General features: G+C 37.8%; 22 protein-coding genes and 1 pseudogene. 6 read left to right on the top strand and 17 right to left on the bottom strand.

What is annotated here, in order from left to right; translation table 11 throughout:
- Nucleotides 1-3: 3 nt before the first annotated feature.
- From RQ973_RS04990 to RQ973_RS05065, 16 genes are all read right to left on the bottom strand, one after another.
- Nucleotides 4-1353, bottom strand: coding sequence for a glucose-6-phosphate isomerase (locus tag RQ973_RS04990; RefSeq protein ID WP_000018239.1), 1350 nt, complete (start codon nt 1351-1353; stop codon nt 4-6).
- A gap of 171 nt (nt 1354-1524) precedes the next feature.
- Nucleotides 1525-2214, bottom strand: coding sequence for a gamma-glutamyl-gamma-aminobutyrate hydrolase family protein (locus RQ973_RS04995; protein ID WP_004251575.1), 690 nt, complete (start codon nt 2212-2214; stop codon nt 1525-1527).
- A 137-nt stretch (nt 2215-2351) separates the two neighbouring features.
- On the bottom strand, nt 2352-4118 hold the full coding sequence (locus RQ973_RS05000) for an ABC transporter ATP-binding protein (protein WP_311522999.1): 1767 nt from the start codon (nt 4116-4118) through the stop codon (nt 2352-2354).
- A 1-nt stretch (nt 4119) separates the two neighbouring features.
- Nucleotides 4120-5826: an ABC transporter ATP-binding protein gene (locus RQ973_RS05005; protein ID WP_311523001.1), complete on the bottom strand. Its 1707-nt coding sequence runs from the start codon at nt 5824-5826 to the stop codon at nt 4120-4122.
- Nucleotides 5827-6015: 189 nt separating this feature from the next.
- Nucleotides 6016-6717 (bottom strand): histidine phosphatase family protein, encoded by a 702-nt coding sequence (locus RQ973_RS05010; protein ID WP_075230219.1) that lies wholly within the window; start codon nt 6715-6717, stop codon nt 6016-6018.
- A 58-nt stretch (nt 6718-6775) separates the two neighbouring features.
- A complete protein-coding gene (gene comGG, locus RQ973_RS05015) occupies nt 6776-7213 on the bottom strand; it encodes a competence type IV pilus minor pilin ComGG (RefSeq protein ID WP_075230218.1) in 438 nt (145 codons plus the stop codon).
- A complete protein-coding gene (gene comGF, locus RQ973_RS05020) occupies nt 7191-7652 on the bottom strand; it encodes a competence type IV pilus minor pilin ComGF (protein ID WP_311523002.1) in 462 nt (153 codons plus the stop codon). Before comGF ends, comGG begins: the two co-directional genes overlap by 23 nt.
- Nucleotides 7615-7917: a competence type IV pilus minor pilin ComGE gene (gene comGE / locus RQ973_RS05025; RefSeq protein WP_311523004.1), complete on the bottom strand. Its 303-nt coding sequence runs from the start codon at nt 7915-7917 to the stop codon at nt 7615-7617. Before comGE ends, comGF begins: the two co-directional genes overlap by 38 nt.
- Nucleotides 7880-8314 (bottom strand): competence type IV pilus minor pilin ComGD, encoded by a 435-nt coding sequence (comGD, locus tag RQ973_RS05030; protein ID WP_311523005.1) that lies wholly within the window; start codon nt 8312-8314, stop codon nt 7880-7882. Before comGD ends, comGE begins: the two co-directional genes overlap by 38 nt.
- Nucleotides 8277-8600 carry a competence type IV pilus major pilin ComGC gene (gene comGC, locus RQ973_RS05035; RefSeq protein ID WP_311523006.1) on the bottom strand — a complete coding sequence of 108 codons (324 nt, stop codon included), beginning with the start codon at nt 8598-8600 and terminating at the stop codon, nt 8277-8279. The genes comGD and comGC overlap by 38 nt, the downstream gene beginning before the upstream one ends.
- On the bottom strand, nt 8601-9644 hold the full coding sequence (gene comGB, locus RQ973_RS05040) for a competence type IV pilus assembly protein ComGB (protein ID WP_311523007.1): 1044 nt from the start codon (nt 9642-9644) through the stop codon (nt 8601-8603).
- On the bottom strand, nt 9565-10506 hold the full coding sequence (gene comGA / locus RQ973_RS05045; protein ID WP_311523009.1) for a competence type IV pilus ATPase ComGA: 942 nt from the start codon (nt 10504-10506) through the stop codon (nt 9565-9567). The genes comGB and comGA overlap by 80 nt, the downstream gene beginning before the upstream one ends.
- 58 nt (nt 10507-10564) lie before the next feature.
- Nucleotides 10565-10942: a DUF1033 family protein gene (locus RQ973_RS05050; protein ID WP_007555701.1), complete on the bottom strand. Its 378-nt coding sequence runs from the start codon at nt 10940-10942 to the stop codon at nt 10565-10567.
- 137 nt (nt 10943-11079) lie between these two features.
- Entirely contained in the window at nt 11080-12138 is a 1059-nt protein-coding gene (locus tag RQ973_RS05055; protein WP_311523012.1) for a zinc-dependent alcohol dehydrogenase family protein, read from the bottom strand.
- Nucleotides 12139-12277: 139 nt separating this feature from the next.
- Complete coding sequence (gene nagA / locus RQ973_RS05060) at nt 12278-13429, bottom strand: N-acetylglucosamine-6-phosphate deacetylase (RefSeq protein WP_060956243.1); 1152 nt, start codon at nt 13427-13429, stop codon at nt 12278-12280.
- A 369-nt stretch (nt 13430-13798) separates the two neighbouring features.
- Complete coding sequence (locus tag RQ973_RS05065) at nt 13799-14197, bottom strand: hypothetical protein (RefSeq protein ID WP_049496811.1); 399 nt, start codon at nt 14195-14197, stop codon at nt 13799-13801.
- A 172-nt stretch (nt 14198-14369) separates the two neighbouring features.
- Here RQ973_RS05065 and RQ973_RS05070 point away from each other — a divergent pair, with 172 nt between their 5' ends.
- Nucleotides 14370-14696 carry a multidrug efflux SMR transporter gene (locus RQ973_RS05070; protein ID WP_049518302.1) on the top strand — a complete coding sequence of 109 codons (327 nt, stop codon included), beginning with the start codon at nt 14370-14372 and terminating at the stop codon, nt 14694-14696.
- Nucleotides 14697-14859: 163 nt separating this feature from the next.
- Here the strand turns inward: RQ973_RS05070 and RQ973_RS05075 are convergent, their stop codons facing one another.
- Nucleotides 14860-15306, bottom strand: a complete 447-nt coding sequence (locus RQ973_RS05075; RefSeq protein WP_000287814.1) for a helix-turn-helix transcriptional regulator — start codon at nt 15304-15306, stop codon at nt 14860-14862.
- Nucleotides 15307-15625: 319 nt separating this feature from the next.
- On the opposite strand from RQ973_RS05075, the gene RQ973_RS05080 reads away from it, so the two are divergent.
- The 5 genes and pseudogenes from RQ973_RS05080 to RQ973_RS05100 all read left to right on the top strand — a co-directional run.
- A complete protein-coding gene (locus tag RQ973_RS05080; RefSeq protein ID WP_311523015.1) occupies nt 15626-16099 on the top strand; it encodes a hypothetical protein in 474 nt (157 codons plus the stop codon).
- A gap of 40 nt (nt 16100-16139) precedes the next feature.
- Nucleotides 16140-17336, top strand: coding sequence for a replication initiation factor domain-containing protein (locus RQ973_RS05085; protein ID WP_045616578.1), 1197 nt, complete (start codon nt 16140-16142; stop codon nt 17334-17336).
- Nucleotides 17337-17338: 2 nt separating this feature from the next.
- Nucleotides 17339-17725, top strand: a complete 387-nt coding sequence (locus RQ973_RS05090; protein WP_001096843.1) for a hypothetical protein — start codon at nt 17339-17341, stop codon at nt 17723-17725.
- A gap of 59 nt (nt 17726-17784) precedes the next feature.
- Nucleotides 17785-17979 (top strand): DUF3173 domain-containing protein, encoded by a 195-nt coding sequence (locus RQ973_RS05095; protein WP_000598356.1) that lies wholly within the window; start codon nt 17785-17787, stop codon nt 17977-17979.
- Between the two features lie 3 nt (nt 17980-17982).
- Nucleotides 17983-19017: pseudogene (locus RQ973_RS05100) on the top strand (site-specific integrase); the annotation flags it as partial.
- Between the last annotated feature and the right edge of the window lie 55 nt (nt 19018-19072).

Here is a 19072-nt window from a genome sequence, read left to right on the forward strand (position 1 = left end):
GAATCAAAGGCGTGCATTCAACTCAGCACCCAGCTCTTCAAAGCCTGGTTTCCCAAGAAGAGCAAACATGTTTTTCTTATAAGCTTCAACTCCAGGCTGGTCAAATGGATTGATACCATTCAGGTAGCCAGAAAGAGCAATAGCCAACTCAAAGAAGTAAATAGTGTAGCCCAAAGTGAACTCATCTTGCTCAGGCAGTGTCACAAACATATTTGGAACTCCACCATCAGTGTGTGCTAACAGCACTCCATCTGTAGCTTTTTTATTGACAAAGTCAACATCTTTTCCTTGCAAGTAGCCAAGACCGTCCAAGTCTTCTGCCAATTCAGGAATCAGCACATTTTTGCGAGGTTTATCTACACGGATAACTGTTTCAAAGAGGATACGGGTACCTTCCTGGATAAATTGTCCCAGAGAGTGCAAGTCTGTTGAGAAGTTAGCTGAAGTTGGATAAATCCCTTTTTGGTCTTTCCCTTCTGACTCACCAGCCAGTTGCTTCCACCACTCAGAGAAGTATTGCAGAGATGGTTCATAGTTAGCTAGAACTTCTGTCAGATAACCTTTACGGTACAAGATATTGCGTACAACTGCATATTGATATGCTTCATTTTCAGCCAACTTATCAGAAGCATAAGCCTTGCGAGCAGCATTTGCTCCTTCCATTAACTTGCTGATATCAGCTCCTGCAGCTGCGATTGGCAAGAGCCCCACTGCTGTCAATACTGTAAAACGACCACCTACACTATCAGGCACTACAAAAGTATCCCAGCCATTAGCATCTGCTTCAACCTTAACTGCACCTTTAGCGCGGTCTGTAGTTGCGTAGATACGTTGGTTAGCTTCTTCTTGACCGTACTTCTTAACCAAGAGTTCTTTGAAGACACGGAAAGCAATAGCCGGTTCAGTTGTTGTACCTGATTTAGAAATCACGTTTACTGAGAAATCTTTGTCTGATACATAGTCTACCAAATCAGCCAAATAGCTTGAAGAGATAGAGTTTCCAGCATAGAGGATCTGAGGTGCCTTGCGTTCTTCCTTTCTTTGCAAGTTTACAAATGAATTATTCAAGAAATCAATAGCTGCACGAGCTCCTAAATAGGAACCACCAATACCGATTACGATCAATACCTCACTATCAGATTGGATTTTAGCAGCAGCCTTTTGAATACGAGCAAATTCATCTTTGTCATATTCTTCAGGTAAGTTCAACCAGCCAGTCATTTCTGCCCCAGGACCTGTACCATTTCGCAGAGCAGAATCTGCTGCAGTCACTTGAGGCTGCATATAATCTAGTTCATGTGGTGCAACAAATTTATCTAATACTTTTGAATAATCAAATTTAATATGTGACATAATATTCCTCCAAAATTTCTTCTCTTCTATCATAACCCTTACCTTAGATTTTTTCAAGTTTTTATACTGAATTTTTCCAAATTTTATCATAATTTAAACATTTGCGTAAAAAATGTTACAATATTAAAATTTGAACGAAATAAGACAAAAAAACGACTAGGTTTCCAGTCGTTATAATTCATTCAATAAATACTCAAATAATTCTAAGTTGCCATCTTCTTCATTGACCAAGAATTCTGGATGCCACTGGAGACCAATAATACGGTGCTCATCAATAGATTCGATTGCTTCAACAGTTTGATCACGTGGATCCACAGCCGTCACACGGAAATTGGGTGCCAAATCTTTAATGCTCTGACGATGCACTGAATTAACCTGACTTTCTTTACCAAATAATTTAGACACTACACTGCCATCCACTGTCTCAATAGAATGTGAAGTCCCAAAAGGTAGACCTTGCCAATGACCTTCAATATCCTGATTGAGTGTCCCACCAAAGGCAACGTTGACAAGCTGAACGCCACGGCAAATGGCTAAGATTGGCTTGTTCTGACGCAAGGCTTCTTGTAGAAGAGCTAGCTCAAACTCGTCGCGAGTTAGGTTATAGTCATCGCTATCAATTGTTTTTTCCTCACCATAAAACTGAGGATGGACATTTTGCCCTCCAGTCAAGATAAGCTTGTCTATCATTTCTACGTAGTCGTGCACAACTGACTCATCACCAACTGGGATGACCAAAGGAAGTCCGCCAACCTGACGAATACTCTCAGCAAATTTACAAGAGACTGATGAATGAATATTTTTTCCTTCTGCGTCCACAGGACATAGATTTGCCGCTACTCCAACAACTGTTCTTGCCATCACTGATTTCCTTTCGTTCTCCATTGATAATCTTATCTTATCACCCTTACCCACTCCTGTCTAATATGTATTTTTTAAGTCCGTGATAAAATTTTTTTATCAGAAAAAGTTGCCCAAAATTAGGACAACTTTTTTGCTTATTCAAAGACAAATTGATTATGGTACAGTTCGGAGTAAAAGCCTCCAAGCTTGAGTAATTCGTGATGATTCCCTTGTTCGATAACCTCACCATCCTTAAGGACAATAATCTGATCTGCATTAAGAATGGTTTTCAAGCGGTGAGCAATCACAAAACTCGTTCTTCCAGCTACAATTGCCTCCATGGCATTTTGAATCTTACTTTCTGTTACAGTATCAACGTTTGATGTTGCCTCATCCAAGATTAAGACCTGTGGATCTGTCATCAAGGTACGAGCAATAGAAATCAACTGCTTTTGACCGGTCGAGAAGACACTCTGGTCATCATCAATCAATGTATCATACTTGTCTGGTAGACTTTCGATATATTCATGGATATGCGTAGCCTTAGCAGCTGCTTCGACCATTTCCTGACTGGCATCTGGTACTCCAAATCGAATATTGTCCCGAATAGTTCCACTGAACAAAACAGAATCCTGTAGGACTATTCCTACCTTACTTCGCAAACTGTCTAAATCAAACTCGCGAATATCCCTACCATCAAAGCTGATACCACCTGCATCCACATCATAAAAGCGATTGATTAAGTTCATGATGGTTGTTTTCCCCGAACCTGTCGGACCAACAACTGCAATCATTTTTCCTTTTGGAGCTGAGATGCTGACATCTTTTAGAATCGGTTTCCCTGGGAGATAGGAGAAGTCTACGTTACGAATCTCCACACCCTCTTTTAATTCGCTAAAGGCTGGAGCATCTTGAGGACGAATTTCTTCCTCTGCATCAAACATTTCTTGGATACGGTCTGCACCTGTAAAGGCCAATTGCAAACTTCCCCAGCTCGCCGCTAATTGGATAATGGGCTGGTAATACTGTTGCGAAAACTGAGTAAACATGACAATCAAACCCAGAGCAGTTGCTGTCTCGATGTTCTTATCATTCAGTAAGACAGCTGAACCAACAAAAATAACTACTGCTGTATTGACCAAGCTCATCCCGTTCATAACAGGGAAAAGAATTCCTGAGAACATTCTTCCCTTGAAAGTGGCCTTTCGAACCCGTTCATTCTGCTCGACAAAACCAGCAATCACATCTTCTTGGATCCCTTGAACGATAACTGCTTTTTGTCCAGAGATACTCTCATCCATATAAGCATTGAGCTTCCCAACTTCTTTTTGTTGGAGGTTGGTATATTTCCGCGCTAGCTTCAGGATAAAGAACAACATGATAACAGCTATTGGAGTGCTGGCAATTGTGATTAAAGCCAAGGTGACATTTTTTGCGAACATGACAATCAGCAAGCCAATATAAAGGGCAATATTGGTCATGACAGACACTAAACTTTCGTTGAAAGCTTGGAGAATATTATCCAAATCACTGGTAAAACGAGACAGGATGTCTCCATCTTGATGGCGGTCAAAGAAGGAAACTGTCAAGCGAGAAAGCTTGCCAAAAAGTCCCTTACGCATCTCATTTGTAGATTCGGCAATAATGCGGCTCATCAAGACCATATAGATGAGACTAGACACTACTAAAACTATCAAAATATAAGCAAGATTAATCAGGAGTCCCAATAGACTTTGCCAAACCATATCTGGATTTCCATTTTGATAGGCTATAACCAAATTAGCCAGCTCTGTGACTGTTTGACCTGCAAAAACTGGAAAGAGGGCTTGTGCAATCGTTGCAATGATAATCATAGCAATGACAACGATAAAGGATATCTTGTAAACTTTAAAATAGTTCCAAAAAAATTCAAATGTCTTCATCCTACTCCTCCTTTCCTTTTTGCGTTTCGTAAATTTCACGATAAACTGGGTTTTTTGCAACCAAGTCAGCATGCTTGCCTTGACCAATCAAGCGCCCTTGGTCAAGCACTAAAATTTTATCAGCATGAACAACAGAGCTAATTTTTTGCGCTATGATAATCGTAGTCGTACCCTTCAAGTCCTTGTTGAGAGCTTCTTGAACCAAGCGTTCTGATTTGGCATCAAGGGCAGAGGTTGAATCATCGAAAATCAATATTTTAGGATTGCTGACAATCCCACGCGCAATAGACATTCTTTGTTTTTGTCCACCGGAAAAGTTAGTTCCACGTTCCTCAACCGGACTTTCAAAAGCCAAGTCCATGCGACTGATAAATTCACTAGCTTGTGCGATACGAGCTGCGCGTTCCATCTCTGAAACTGTTGCATCTCCCTTTCCTTGTCTGAGATTATCTGCGATGGTTCCACTAAAGAGAATGGCTCTTTGTAGGACGATAGAGACAGTCTTGCGAAGCGTTCCTTCACTAACTGTACGAATGTCCTTTCCGCCCAATTTGATCGAACCTTGCTGAGGATCAAACAGTCGTGGAATCAACTGAGCCAAGGTTGATTTCCCTGCACCAGTTGCTCCGACAACCCCAACCATTTCACCAGCTGCAATATCGAAAGATACATCTTTTAGGATAGGTTCTTCATCATTTGGATAGGTGAAGGTTACATTTTCAAAACTGAGACTTCCTTCTAATTCTTCATCTTCCACATCCTTGAAGGTCATAGCCGGTTCTGTATCTAGGATTTCACGAATACGACGGAGGGAAATCATGGCACGAGTAACTGAGTTCCCCAAAAATCCAACCATAACGATAGTAAAGATAATCTGACTCAGATAGTTCACAAAGGAAGCAATGGAACCAACGACTGATGGATCTGACTCTGCCATACCTGCTACAAGCCAGATTGAGAGAAAAACAGCCCCATACGAAATCAACATCATTGCAGGTTGCATAACAGAAAAGGCATAACCAATATAAAGGTTTTCTCCCAATAATTCATCTGACACCTGCGTAAACTTATCAAACTGATCTTTTTCTCTGACAAAAGACTTAACCACGCGTACACCACGTAAATTTTCTTTAGCAATGGCATTGATACGCTCTAGTAAGGTCTGGAACTTTGAAAAGCGTGGTCCCACCACTCCCATCATAAAACCCATTATGGCAACAATCAGAACGACCATAAGAACTAGCACCCACCACAGAGAAGGTAGGGTGACAACTGCTAGAATAAAGGAACCGATAAACAAAAGTGGTAGTCGAAAGAGAATTTGGAAGGTCATCATGACTACGTTCTGAATCTGATTGATATCGTTGGTCATACGAACAACAAGGTTCCCTGCATTAAACTTCTCAATATTAGCGTATGAGAAAGTTTGAATCTTACGAAAGGCATCTTCCCTTAGGTCTGACGAAACTCCTTGAGCAATGTAGGCGGCTAACACAACATTGATGCCACCTGCAATCAAACCAATCAAGGCAACAAGGATTAACCAAAAACCGATAGTATAAATAGCTTCATTATCACCTATTAGCAGTGCCTCTAAAACCTCCTGCAAATAACGTGGTTGCAAGAGTGAACTCGTTACCATTAGACCTGTCATAACCAAGGAAGCCAGGGCCTGCCATTTATAGGCTTTTATTTTCTGAAACAGCATATTTCCCCCTTATAAGATAGACAAAAGGGGACTACAGTTCTGTCAGTCCCTTCTTATGCTTTCATGTTGATACTATTCTAACAAAAAAGAATGCTATTGTCAAAGCACTCAGCTATCAGAAGCTTGTGCAAGCACGACATTAGCATTCTATCAATCCTTTAAAAATTCTTCTACATTTAGTACTGAATTTTATTGTTCTGAACTATCTTGCTCGTATAATTGAGCTCGTCCAATTTCACGGTAGCTACGATCCCCAACAACCTGGACTGAAAACTGACCATCTTCATACTCGAGGACCGTAACACTCCCATTGTCAAGACCATGCGGATGCATGCCGTTAATGAGGTAAACAATAGTTCCAATAGTCATTCCATGGCTGACTACGAGGGCATTCCCTCCGCCATTGGCTTCCATTTCCTTGGCAATGGCTTCAAAGCCTTCCCAGATACGACCACTTAGTTTTTCCCATCCTTCAGCCCAGCCTGCTGTATCCACTTCTACCAAACCTTCAGCTAGCTCCGCATAGGACAAACGATGCACATGATCGACATTAAAGATACGAGGAATGATGCCCATAAATAGGTCCCCATCATAAGCACCATCAAAGCTACCAAAGCACCACTCACGGATTCGCTTATCCATACGATAAGGAATTTGCCCTGTCAAACCAAGTTCTTCAAGGATAATTCCCATTGTCTGAATGGTCCGCCCAGAATCACTTGAATAAGCACGCTCAAAGGTTAAGCCAGACTCACGCAAACCAATTCCCAATTCGTGAATGCCTCGCTCACCTTCAGCTGTTAAAGGAGTATCACTCCAACCTTGAGCACGCCCAATCGTATTAAACATTGTTTTCCCATGACGCACTAGATACAATTTTACACTTGACATATTCTGTCCTCCATATGTATCTATTATAGCATGATTTCAGGTAAAAACCTCGTCCAAACTACTCTGTGCCGTTCTTTGACGGTGCTAATTTGGAAGAAATAGCCGTCTCTTTTTTTACCCCTTCTTCTTTTTTCTCCTCATCTCCTTCTTTGGGCTTGTTTTCTGTTTTCTCTGACTTTTGGCCGGTCTTTTTCAAAGGAGAAAAGTGAAATTCAAACTTATTTTTTCCTGTGTCAATAGTCGTTGTGAAGAATTTTTCGTCATTTCGATAAGTTGACTTCCCTACATTAAACGACTGCTGACCACTCTCAGAACTAGCTTTTTCATAGGTCCTCTTAGCCATTGCAAATGCAAGGAGTTTTTCTTTATTGAGGGCATAATCCTGATGATGTGCTACTTGCCGATTTAGATAAAACTGCAACAAAAGACTAAAAATTCCAGCAATAGTGACAGCGTATAGGAGAACTCCTGCTCTAACTTTTTTCTTTTTCAACACGATAGATAAATTCCCTCTCTAGTCCCTTTTCAAACTGAAAGTGAAAGTGCAGCCCCTGCCCTTTTTCTTGAATTCGAGCTGATTTTAGACCGTAGACCATGGGTTGATAACCACGTCCACTAGCATCTGTTTTCCGAAAATCATCTGACCTTGATTTACCCATGGAAATAGATTTCCCATCCTGTTTGAGGAAAAGTCTATCATTCTCAACTTTTTCAAACTGGGCTCGATTCAACTCTGCTTCTAGCTGATCCACAAATAAGAGCCATTCTTTTTGCTCACTTCTCTGCTGGTAGCGAACCTCTGAAACCAAGAGTCGGCTCATAGATTGAAAAAGAAGCAAGCTACCACTAATAACGATAAGGGCAACCAAGGATTCTAAAAGTGTAAAAGCTCTGACCCTACTTGTCTTGAATCGCCAGCAATTTCTCCGTTCCATGGTATACCTCCAAACCTCGCTCATTCGAGACAACATGAACCGTAAGCCCATTGACAGTCAACTGCTTTTGTCCAGTCTGCAAAGCCATACGAGCCACTCGCAAAACTTCTTCCTGTTTTAGAAGCTCTGCTTCTCTTTTTCTACTTTCTTGAATCTGCCCTAGCAAGAGGGTTGCAATACTGGCAAAAACGGCTAGTGAAATCACTGCTTCCAGTAAAATAACCGCCTTAATTTTTTGCTTCTTGAATACGTTTAATCTTTCCATTTCCTATATTTAGTCGATAGCGAACTACTTCTTTCCTTGTTTGAAATCTGATGCTAACCAGATATGAACTACCTCCAGCCTTATCAAATGTTATTGACTGATGTGACTGAAGCTGAATCCCTTTAGGAATGGCTAACTTTTGATAACCATTACTAATGCTCCTCTCTTCTAACATTAAATTCATCTTTTGTTGACTAGCCAGACTTCGTTTCTGGGTTTCTCGATAAAGTTCCTCAAACTCCATGAAGAAAATTTGCTCTTCCACAGCTGCAAAAGTTGATTGAACTGAACTTGACAAACCCAAGGCTAATAGGCTGACTATTCCTAAGACCAATAAACTTTCTAGCATAGTAAAAGCCCTAATCCGAAACTGTTTGACTTGTCTTTTGTTTTGCATTATATTCCTTATAGGCTTTTGCTTGCTCAGCAGTAATGCGTCCATCTGCCTGTAATTTACCTAGACTAGCATCTTCATTTTTATCCAGACTATAGAGTTCTGCTTGGCTTTCTACCACCTTGACGACAGCTGCTTTCCCCTTATCATTGACTGCATCCTTTTGCTTAGTAAGATTTGGCACAAAAAGCAAAAGTAGGACGCTAATGATAAGCAACACCACCAACATTTCTACCAGTGTAAAAGCTTTTACCTTCGTTTCTTTTAATTTCATCATCATTTTTTTCATCTAAAAATTTACCTCCATATTTTGATACATTGGCAGCAACATAGCTGCATACAATAAAACGATTAGCAGGGCTACAAAAATAAAGACCAGTGGTTGAACAAGGTTCATGGTCCGATTGACTCGAGTAAAGAAGGATTCCCAAGTTTTTTCCGCATAGATTTCCAATTCGCTTCCCAACTTGGATTTAACCTCTCCATATTCAATGATTAATCCCAACTCCTTTCTAAAGAAGGGATAGGTCTGAACAACCTTAGAAAATTCATGCCCATTTTGCAAAGCTTGATCTAAATCGTATCCAATTTCCTTGAAAAGAGTATTCCCTTGCTCCTGCATCATCTGGAAAATCTGTGTCAACTCTAAACCTTGTCCAATCATATTTCCCCATTCCCGAGCATAATAGGCAGTTAGATAATACTGAACAAACACACCTAAAAAGGGGATTCTAGCCAGATAAGAAAAGACTTGTATCTTCTTAGATTTCCTGTAGAAAATCAGCCCTGTTAAAGATAGTAGACCTAACGCTAGAACAAGCCCAAGAAAAATATGTGGCAGCTTACTTATCACTAAGGTAGCTATGTTACTACTATCCAGTTGGGGCAAGAGATAATTCCGCAATCCTAGCATAATTAACAGTAAAAAAGCAAGCAAAATAAGTGGGTAGGTCGCAACTTCAATTAACTTCTTCTTGACCTTAGCAAGATTATCCAAATATTCTTCAATTTTCCCCAAACTCAAATGGAGATTTCCATGAACTTCAGCCAATGAAAGCTGAGTGACAATCGCACTCGAAAAACCTAAATTCCCCATCATTTCCGAGAAAGATTTTCCTTTCGATAGTCCTAGGCGCATCTGCGAAACATATTCCTTCTCCAACAAAAGACTTCTATCAAGAAAGGAAATGATTTCTACCAAGTGAAAACCACTAGAAAACAAATTGTTAAAGAGAGTGATGATTTTCTTCTGCTTACTGGTAGCTAATTTTCTCCGTTTCAGCTTGAAGGGCAGTGATATGTCCGTCTTTAAGAAGCTGATCAATTTGCTCATTCCACTTTTCTGCCTGGTGTTCTGAATAATTTTGGTTTGCAAAATCAATAATTCCTCCTCCCCCGATTAGTCTCTGGTAGCAAACACCTTGTAAAACAACTGCGAGTTCATCTTCACTAACACCAAGTTCTAAAAGACGCTCATAGACCCCACGAACACTCTTGGCATGGATTGTCGAGAATACCGTGGCACCTGTCAGACTAGCTCGTACAACGGCACGGGCTGTTTCGCTATCTCGAATTTCTCCAATGATTAAAAGATCTGGACGATGTCGTAGGGAAAGTTTGATCAAGTTCTCATAGTTAAGTCCGATAGCTTCATTGAGCTGTAATTGTAGCATTGCTTCTTGCTTAATCTCAACCGGATCTTCAATAGACATGACCTGTTGTCCCTTAAACAATGACTTGGCTAATTCATGCATCAAAGTAGTTTTACCACTTCCTACGGGGCCTGCAAAAAGATAAAGTCCGCGTTGCCTAAAGCCATTTTCCAGTTCCATAAGATTCTGAAACCAGAAGCGCAACTCTTGTTCTTGATCATGCAAAAGTCGGATTACTAGACTCTCATGACCACGATAATCTCCCACCGTCGATAAACGTAATGAAGAAACCTTGTCTCCATGCTGATAATCACAGGAACCAAGCTGACTACGGCGTTTTTCTCCAACGTTCATCCCCGCAACAAATTTAAAGTGACTAATGACAGCCCCCAACTTTTCAAAGTCATAGGTGTTAATCAAATGTCTCTCATCTCCAACTCGCATATGTAGCTCGTAAATCTTTTCTTTAGGAATAAAATAGATGTCCTGAGCTCCCTGTTTTTTGGCCAGTGTAATCAATTCTTGTGCAAGTATTTGTACCATATCTTCCTCCTCATTCTTATTATTCGAAGAAAATATCAAAAAAGAAGAAACAACTTCATTAAAAAGTTGTTTCTTCTTTTTTTATGCGACAAGTACGGTGGATTTCTAAACCAGTCTGCTTTTCGTACCCAGGTCTAAATTTTTCATCAGGAATGACTTGACCATCTTCCAACAAAGCCAAGGAATGATATTGCTGAAGAAATTCATCGCATTCTTCACACCAGCGTTTATCTTCTGGATCCCAAAAAATAGTCATCAAATCTCCTCTACTTTTGTAAAGGGGAATTTCCTTTTCTAACTCAAACCAACAAGACTTATAATATTTCAAGGCGTCATAATAGTTATCAAATTTTTTGCTCGCAATGACGTCGTCTTCCCAGCCTTCTATAAACCACCACGGTTCAAAATCTCCGTACATTTTTATAACTCGATACATAGTTTAACTTCCTTTGTACCGTATATTATAGCGAAATTTTGAGAACAATGAAAGAATTTTGCTCATTTTCACGAATTATATAACATTTTCAAAAAATCCAGCTATTCAAAAACGAATAACTGGATTTAAAAACAAGATTAACCTTCTGAAATATCGTTTTCAATGATCACTTTAATCGCATGATGATCGGCGGCCTTACTAAATACTTCATAGGCCTTTTCTATTTCACTAAGTTTGAAATAATGAGTTACCAATTTTTCAGGTTCAATTTTATGACTTTCTAAGGCTTTCAAAAGCTGAGGAGTTGTATTGGTAGAAACCAATCCAGTAGTAACATTAATGTTACGAATCCAAAGAGTGTCCAAATCAAACTGAACTGGTTTACCATGCACACCACAGTTGGCTACTGTTCCATCTACACCGATAATCTTTTGACAGAGATCAAACGTTGCAGGAATACCTACCGCCTCAATAGCGACATCTACACCTCGACCATTTGTCAGATCATAAATTTCTTGAATTGCCTTTTCAGGATCTGAAGAATTAATCTTATGAGTAGCACCGAAAGAAACTGCAGTATCCAAGCGGTTATCGTCTAGGTCCACCATAATCAATTTAGCTGGTGAATAGAATTGTGCCGTCAAAAGAGCTGCTAATCCGACTGGCCCTGAACCAACGATAGCTACACTACAACCAGGCTCAACTTTCCCTTTTAAGACACCAATTTCATAGCCAGTTGGCAAGATATCAGATAACATAACTAAGGCTTCATCAGACAAGTCAGATGGAGTATGATAAAGAGTATTATCAGCATGAGGCACACGAAGATATTCTGCTTGCATACCGTCGATCAAATGTCCAAAAATCCATCCACCTTCGTCTTCACAGTGAGCATAGATTCCTTTTTTACAATAGTAACACTTGCCACATGCACAAACGCAAGAAATCAAAACCTTATCACCCTTTTTGAAGTTTGAAACTCCTGCTCCGACTTCTTCTACAATACCAATTCCTTCATGTCCTAGGATAGTTCCACTCTTACAAGCAGGAACATCCCCTTTAATAATATGAAGGTCTGTACCACAAATAGTAGTCTTAACGATACGCACAATAGCATCTGTTGGCTTGCGAATAACTGGTTTGTCTACATCAACAAATGACGCAAGGCCTGGTTTAACGTAAGTATAAGCTTTCATAAGCAATCCTCCGTTTTTTTATTTGTATTATTTATATCATAATTGTAAGCCTTTCCGATACAAAAATCAAGTAATTTGTGAAAGAAATAACAAATTTATTTAAAAAAAGAAGAAACGAAAATCGTTTCTACTTTTTAGATTATGCTTGATAACGTTTTTCACCATCTAGATAAGTTGCTACTAATTCCAAATCTTTATCTAACACGATAAAGTCTGCATCGTAGCCTTCACGAATTTGTCCACAGACGTCATCGATATGAACTGATTTAGCTGGGTTCAGACTAGCCATCATGACTGCTTCATGAGGATTTGCAATTCCCCACTCAACGACATTTTTCAAACCATCTTTAAGTTTGAGAATGGAACCTGCCAAGTTACCTGTAGATTTAAGGCGAGCAGTCCCATTTGCAACTACAACTGGAAATTCACCTAACATATAATCGCCATCTTGCAAACCACCTGCTGTCATACAGTCAGTGATAAGGGCAATATTTTCAGTTCCTTTTTGTTTCAGAAGAATTTCGCAAGCCTTAGGATCCACGTGATGACCATCACAAATCAATTCTGCATAAGTGTGTGGTAATTCATACATCGCACCAACCATACCAAGTTCGCGGTGTGTTAAGCCACGCATTCCATTATAGGCATGAACCCAAACACTAGCCCCGGCATCAACAGCTTTTTTAGCTTCATCAAATGTAGCATTAGAGTGACCAAGAGCAACAGTTACACCTTCACCAGTAATAGTACGTACAAAGTCCTCAACCCCATCACGTTCAGGTGCAAGAGCAATTTTATTAAGAAGACCATTAGCAGCCTTCTGCCAAGCGCGAAACTCATCCATACGTGGATCTTTCATATAGGCAGGATTTTGAGCCCCCTTAAATTCTTCGGTGAAGTAAGGTCCTTCAAAATAAATACCACGAATCTTAGCACCAGATGCTTCTTGATAGCGTGCACCAATGTTTTCAGTAACAGCCAGCAATTGTTCGTATGATGAAGTTAGTGTAGTTGGTAGGAAACTAGTAACACCTGTGCTAAGAAGACCTTCACTCATCGTATGAAGAGTTCCTTCAATATTATTATCCATGACATCCACACCACCAAAACCATGAATGTGTGTATCAACTAGACCCGGTGCAATGCTGTAACCAGAGTAGTCTAAAATTTCTGCATCATCCGAAATCTCTTCAACATGCTTACCAAACTTGCCATCAATAAGTTCCAAATAACCTCCACGACGAATACCATGTGGATAGAAAAATTGATCAGCTTTAATATACTTAGGCATAATGATAACCCCCTTAAGAAATAATCTACTATTTATTATGTCAATTACATTATAAACCTTTCAAAAGAATTTGTAAATGGTATAGACCTATTTTTAGTAAAATTTTTTTAAACTTTATTTGAAAAAAAAAGACAAGGTCCGAAAACCTTGTCTTTCATACTATACCGGCGGCCGGGGTCGAACCGGCACGTCCTTGCGGACACTGGATTTTGAGTCTAATATTATTAGTTTTAAATCTCAGAAATATTGATTTTATAAGCTTTTTTTCCATAATATTTTTTAAAACTTAGTATCACTTCCAAAGTTTAGATACTTTTTAGTAACTATAAAATGCTAGAAAGTATACTCCTTATTAAAAAGAGTTTTGGACTAGTTTTGTGCAATTTTATTACCCATATCCGTAATAAGAGAGGCTAAATTAATTGCCTTTAATGATTGTAGAAATTGGTTGTGAATATCATTAGACACATAACCAGCTAGCAAAATATGCTCAGCCATGTCATATTGCTTAATCAAGAGAATCTTATCATGTTTTTCATTAAATAAAATCGCACTAATTGCTGTATTAAAGACTGGAAAACGAAAACTCGCACATTGTGAACAATAAGGAATATCTCCCTCATCTTTTAAAAATTTTTTCTCCAAAGGATGCCCACATTCGGGACAACAAGTCATTGTTTTGTCAAATATAGAAGCCTCTTTTTTAAAGTTCTTAAAAGTAATTTTACCAGTAAAATCGAGACCACGCAAGACATTGAAATAAATCAAGACTTTATTTAAAATTTATCTTATGATATACTAAACTTATCAGCTATTGGTTCTGAAAAAGTGTCTGCCACAGTTTTACTACAAATTCTCATGACTTGTGCCAAGATTTATAAAAAACGGATAGCTATAATAGCTCTTAGAGCAAAAACATGACATATAGGAGGTTAAAGACATGTCATACTTTTATCTTTTTATCGCCATTGTAGGAGAGATATTGGGAACTAACCTTTTGAAATTATCAGACGGTTTTACAAAGCCTATTCCAACCGTTTCTGCCCTACTTAGCTATGGCGTTTGTTTCTATTTCTTATCACTAGCAATGCAAAAAATTCCTGTAGGAATAGCTTATGCAACATGGTCAGCTGTCGGTTTAGTTTTGATAGCCTCTATCGCAGTAATGATTTTCAAAGAAACACTAAATGTTTATAGCATTATCGGTTTAATTTTGATTATCATTGGTGTTGTCATGGTTAACTTATTAGGAAATGCAGGACATTAATAAAACCGGCTCTATACTATTTGTAGTGGGTAAATCCCCTATGGATATTATGGAGCCTATTTTGTTGTAGAAAAAAAGTTCCATAAGAACTATAATGAAAAGCTAGGATTCTGTCAATATTTTGGACACATTTTGGGAGGGAATTTTGAAGACTAGCGTCCTCCTAATTTTCCCAATAAGTTTTAACTTCTTCAAAAATCTTATTCAAAAGTTCTGCATCTTTTTCTGACAACTGATTTTTTTCTATAACTCTATCTTTTAGTTCTGTTGCCTTTATTTTATTTCTTGCCACCGAAACTGCTATTGAATGTTTCAAAATATCAAACTCATCCTTTGAAAAGTTTGCAATATTGGTAAGATCTAATTGTTCTAGAGGTAAACTACTGATAATTGAATAAGGTTTTTGTCCCAGCAAATAATCTGTAGTAGTCCCAAAGATATTTGCCAATTTCACAACGAATTCTAATCCTGGTTCTAACGTTCCATTCTCCCACCGAGAATATGTCCCTTGTTGAACTCCAATTAATTCCGATATTTGTACTTGAGTTAACTTTTTTGATTTTCTGAGAGTTTTTAACCTCTCTGAAAATTTATAATCCTCTGTATACATAATTCTCCTATAGATATTCTTATTCGTATATTTTAGCTTGACAAAATATTCCAAACGGTATAAAATAGAATTATTCCATAAGGAATATTTATTTTGAGATTGAATATTCCATTGAGAATATTATAGCATAAAAGGAGGTAAAAGCGTATGTAACTAGTAGTCGATTTAAAAAATTTTAATAAAGGAGGTAGGATTCGACAAAATAAAAAATCTTGAAACAAATGTGCCGTTCGTTCCAAGATCAAAACATATTATGTAACAATTATACCACAGAAAACTCTTCAGTTGCACAAGAAAATTTCGGAGGTTTCACAAAAAGATGACCAATAAAGAGTTAGTCAATCAAATTTCTGGCCTAAACTCTACCTCTACTCTTAAAAATTGGATTCAACTGATTAGAGAGATAAGTGGCAAGGAATTTAAGAAAATTAAAATTCCTATCAGTAGAAATCCAAGAACTCATCAATTAAGTTATACAGTTGCCTATGACTTTACAGACGAAGACCTTAGACAATTTCAAAAGTTAGCTAACCTAAAACTTGAAATAGGTCTCAAAGAGGCTATACAAGCCGTATTTGGGAGTCTAGCAGACAATGAACATGAATCCCTAAACCAAGTAATAGATGAGCTCTACGATGAACTGAGCGCCTTGAAACAGGAATTTAAACGAGAAATACGACTGATAAAAATTGAGAATTCCAACCTAAAAAAGAAAATCCAAGATATTGAAGAGTCGATGCAAACCGGCTTACTAGGGTTTGTTAACAAGAGGTCAAAAAATAGGTTCGGCTAATAGCGAGTTTTCGGCTGAGCCATGAGGCAGAAAGCCGAAAATGAGCGTAGATGCGGACGGACCATTTTTGACCGATAGGGTGTGTAGTAACACCACCCTCTGCAAGTTAGGTGTACCATCGAAAGAATTCAGTATTTCCAAGGGTTTCGGAGATTTTAAGGGTGGCAAAATTAAGCAAAAAGTTGAATCAAAATCTATGGCAAAAAATGAACATTTACGTTCTGTATTTGACTGGATTCAAATTCAGTTTGATAAGACTGAATTTTCGCCAAGAGAAATAATCGAAGACATTCTATTTCTTGACTATGACCTATTTATTGAGAATAAAGGGAGCCTTAAATACTATAACTATGATAGCCAGCTTCATTATGGGAATATCCGTATCTACTATGGAGCGAAAGAGTCGTCCTACATGCTTGTCATGTCAGGACAGGCACTCGAGTTCTATAGAGATATGGTATTAGATCCAAATAGTCTGTCCGAAAGACAGTTTTTGAACAACCTCTACTACAATTACAATCATTTTTCAGTAAGACGAATTGATATTGCAATAGATGATTTTAATGAAACACCCTATTTCACTCCTAATCAGCTTCTAAAGATTTGTCAGAAGAAACGCTTTATATATGGAAAAAGCACCTACTACAATACCTACGGAGATGAAACAATCGGCCAGACCTTATATTTGAGAAAACCCAATGATGACGAAAGACTTAGAATTTACGATAAACGCTTAGAACGAGCTGAGAAGCTCGGTATCAGCAAGCGGTATATAGAAAATTGGATAAGAACTGAGTTAGAACTTAGGAAAGAAAAAGCTCACTACTTCATTCAAGAATGGTTGCATTCAGAAATAGATCTTCTCAACTTTACCAAGGGATATCTCAAAGAAAAAGTGAGGTTCTATAGTGATAGCTATTTCTCAAAACCTTTGAGATCTTGGGAAAAGTTTTTAGGCCATTCAAAACCCGTCTCTATCATTATTTCAAAATCAAAAACAGAACTAGAACAAAAATTAGAATGGTTTACCTATAAAGGTTCAGGAGCTATTCTAAAAGCGTATAAATTTCTATACGACAATAACTTACTGCATGAGTATGAGAAAGCTAACTATCTCGCACTCAACAATATGGAATATCCACCAGATTTAGCAAGTGGATTAATAGAAAGAGCAATACTCTTTAAACGAGAGGATTTGATCCCTACAATCAAAGAAAATATTAAAAGGAGAAATTAACTATGGCAAAAATGCTTTCACAAAATGACTGGAATTTTAATAACATTGGAACAAAATTTGAATTGGATGAAGTCATTCCAAAATTTGAAACGGAAGTCCGAGCAGATGCAAACGGAGAAATTATCAAAAACCGAGATGGTAGCGAAAGACGTTTTAATACCGATAAAATCATTGGTTGGAAATACAATGTAACAATCAAGGATGGACAATTCAAAAAGAAATCAACCCAAGTCTCAGTAGACAATCCAGATGCCTTGGTTGATAATGACTATATCCAAGCAATGGATGAAGTACCAGTTACATTTGACAATTTACAAGCTACTATGATTAGCACGACAATGTATTACAAGGCTGATGCTATCCATTTAGTAGATGTAAAACAAAAATAAGTAAAATACAAGGGGAGTTAATCCTCCCCTTAGTTAATCTAATTAGAAAAGGAGATCACATGATTAAAACTGTAACAAAAGATGACCTTATCGAACTTGGATTTGCTCCAGGAACTGCAAGAAAGATTATCCATACCGGCAAATTACTATTAGTGAATCGTGGTTTTAACATCTACGATAACAAAAGGATTGGTACAATTCCAGCCAGTGTCGCAGAAGAACTATTAGGAATTGAACTCCAGAAAGAAGCGTAGCTTATGGCTTTACGTAAAAGTAGAGACGGAACTTGGATTGTTGATGTTTCCAATGGTATAAATCCAATATCTCTAAAACAACGTAGAATTGTAAGAAAAGGATTCAAAACTAAAAAAGAAGCATTGGAGGCCGAACAATACTTACGAAGTGTCGAACTTAAAGAAAAAAGTTTCAACTCAAAAATATCAATTGATATCCTTTATGATCTCTTAAAAGAAGAGGATAGAATAAACAACAGAAAACAAAGCTATATAGATACACAAGAAAACAACTATAACAGGCATATAAAAAACTATTTTGAAAAAGTTGATGATGTAGCTAAATTAACTTATGAAGATATCTATCAATTCAGAGAACATCTAAGAGATAAAAATACTCAAAACTCAGAAAAGAAGCTAAGTCCAAACACTATTAATAAAATTATAATTTTACTAAAGAAAATTCTGGATGTTGGATTAAGAAAGGGATTTTACAAGGAACATCCCGTAGGATTACTGAAAAAATTACCCATAGAAAAAGTAAAATTAAATTTCTGGACAGTAAAAGAATTTAAGCATTTCTTAACACTATTTAGCAACGATGAATACAATATAAAATTACTATTCACAGTTCTATTTTTTACTGGTCTAAGACTCGGAGAAGCTCTTGCTCTAACGTGGAAGGACATAGAGTTTTCTACAAATACAATCCATGTAAGTAAATCAATATACGTTAAAAAAGGTGAAGAACACATTAGTAGTACAAAGACAAAAGCTGGAACCCGAAGAATCATCATGAACACCAAACTAGTGGAGACACTAGAAGAATGGAGGCAAACACAGCATGAAAGATTAAAAGAATTTACAACCAACCTAGATGATCTACAGATATTTCAAAATAGCCCGATTACGATAACTAAGGATTCAATCGAAAAACAATATAAAAAAATATTACAAAGAGATAGTTCTTTAAAAAAAATAAGAATTCATGACTTCAGGCATTCACATGCTTCCCTACTAATAAACCAAGGAGAAGATTATCTTGTCGTAAAAGAAAGATGGCTCTATAATATTTGTAGTGGGTAAATCCCCTATAGATATTATGGAGCCTATT

The sequence above is a fragment of the uncultured Streptococcus sp. genome, assembly GCF_963511325.1.
Classification (GTDB): Bacteria; Bacillota; Bacilli; order Lactobacillales; family Streptococcaceae; genus Streptococcus.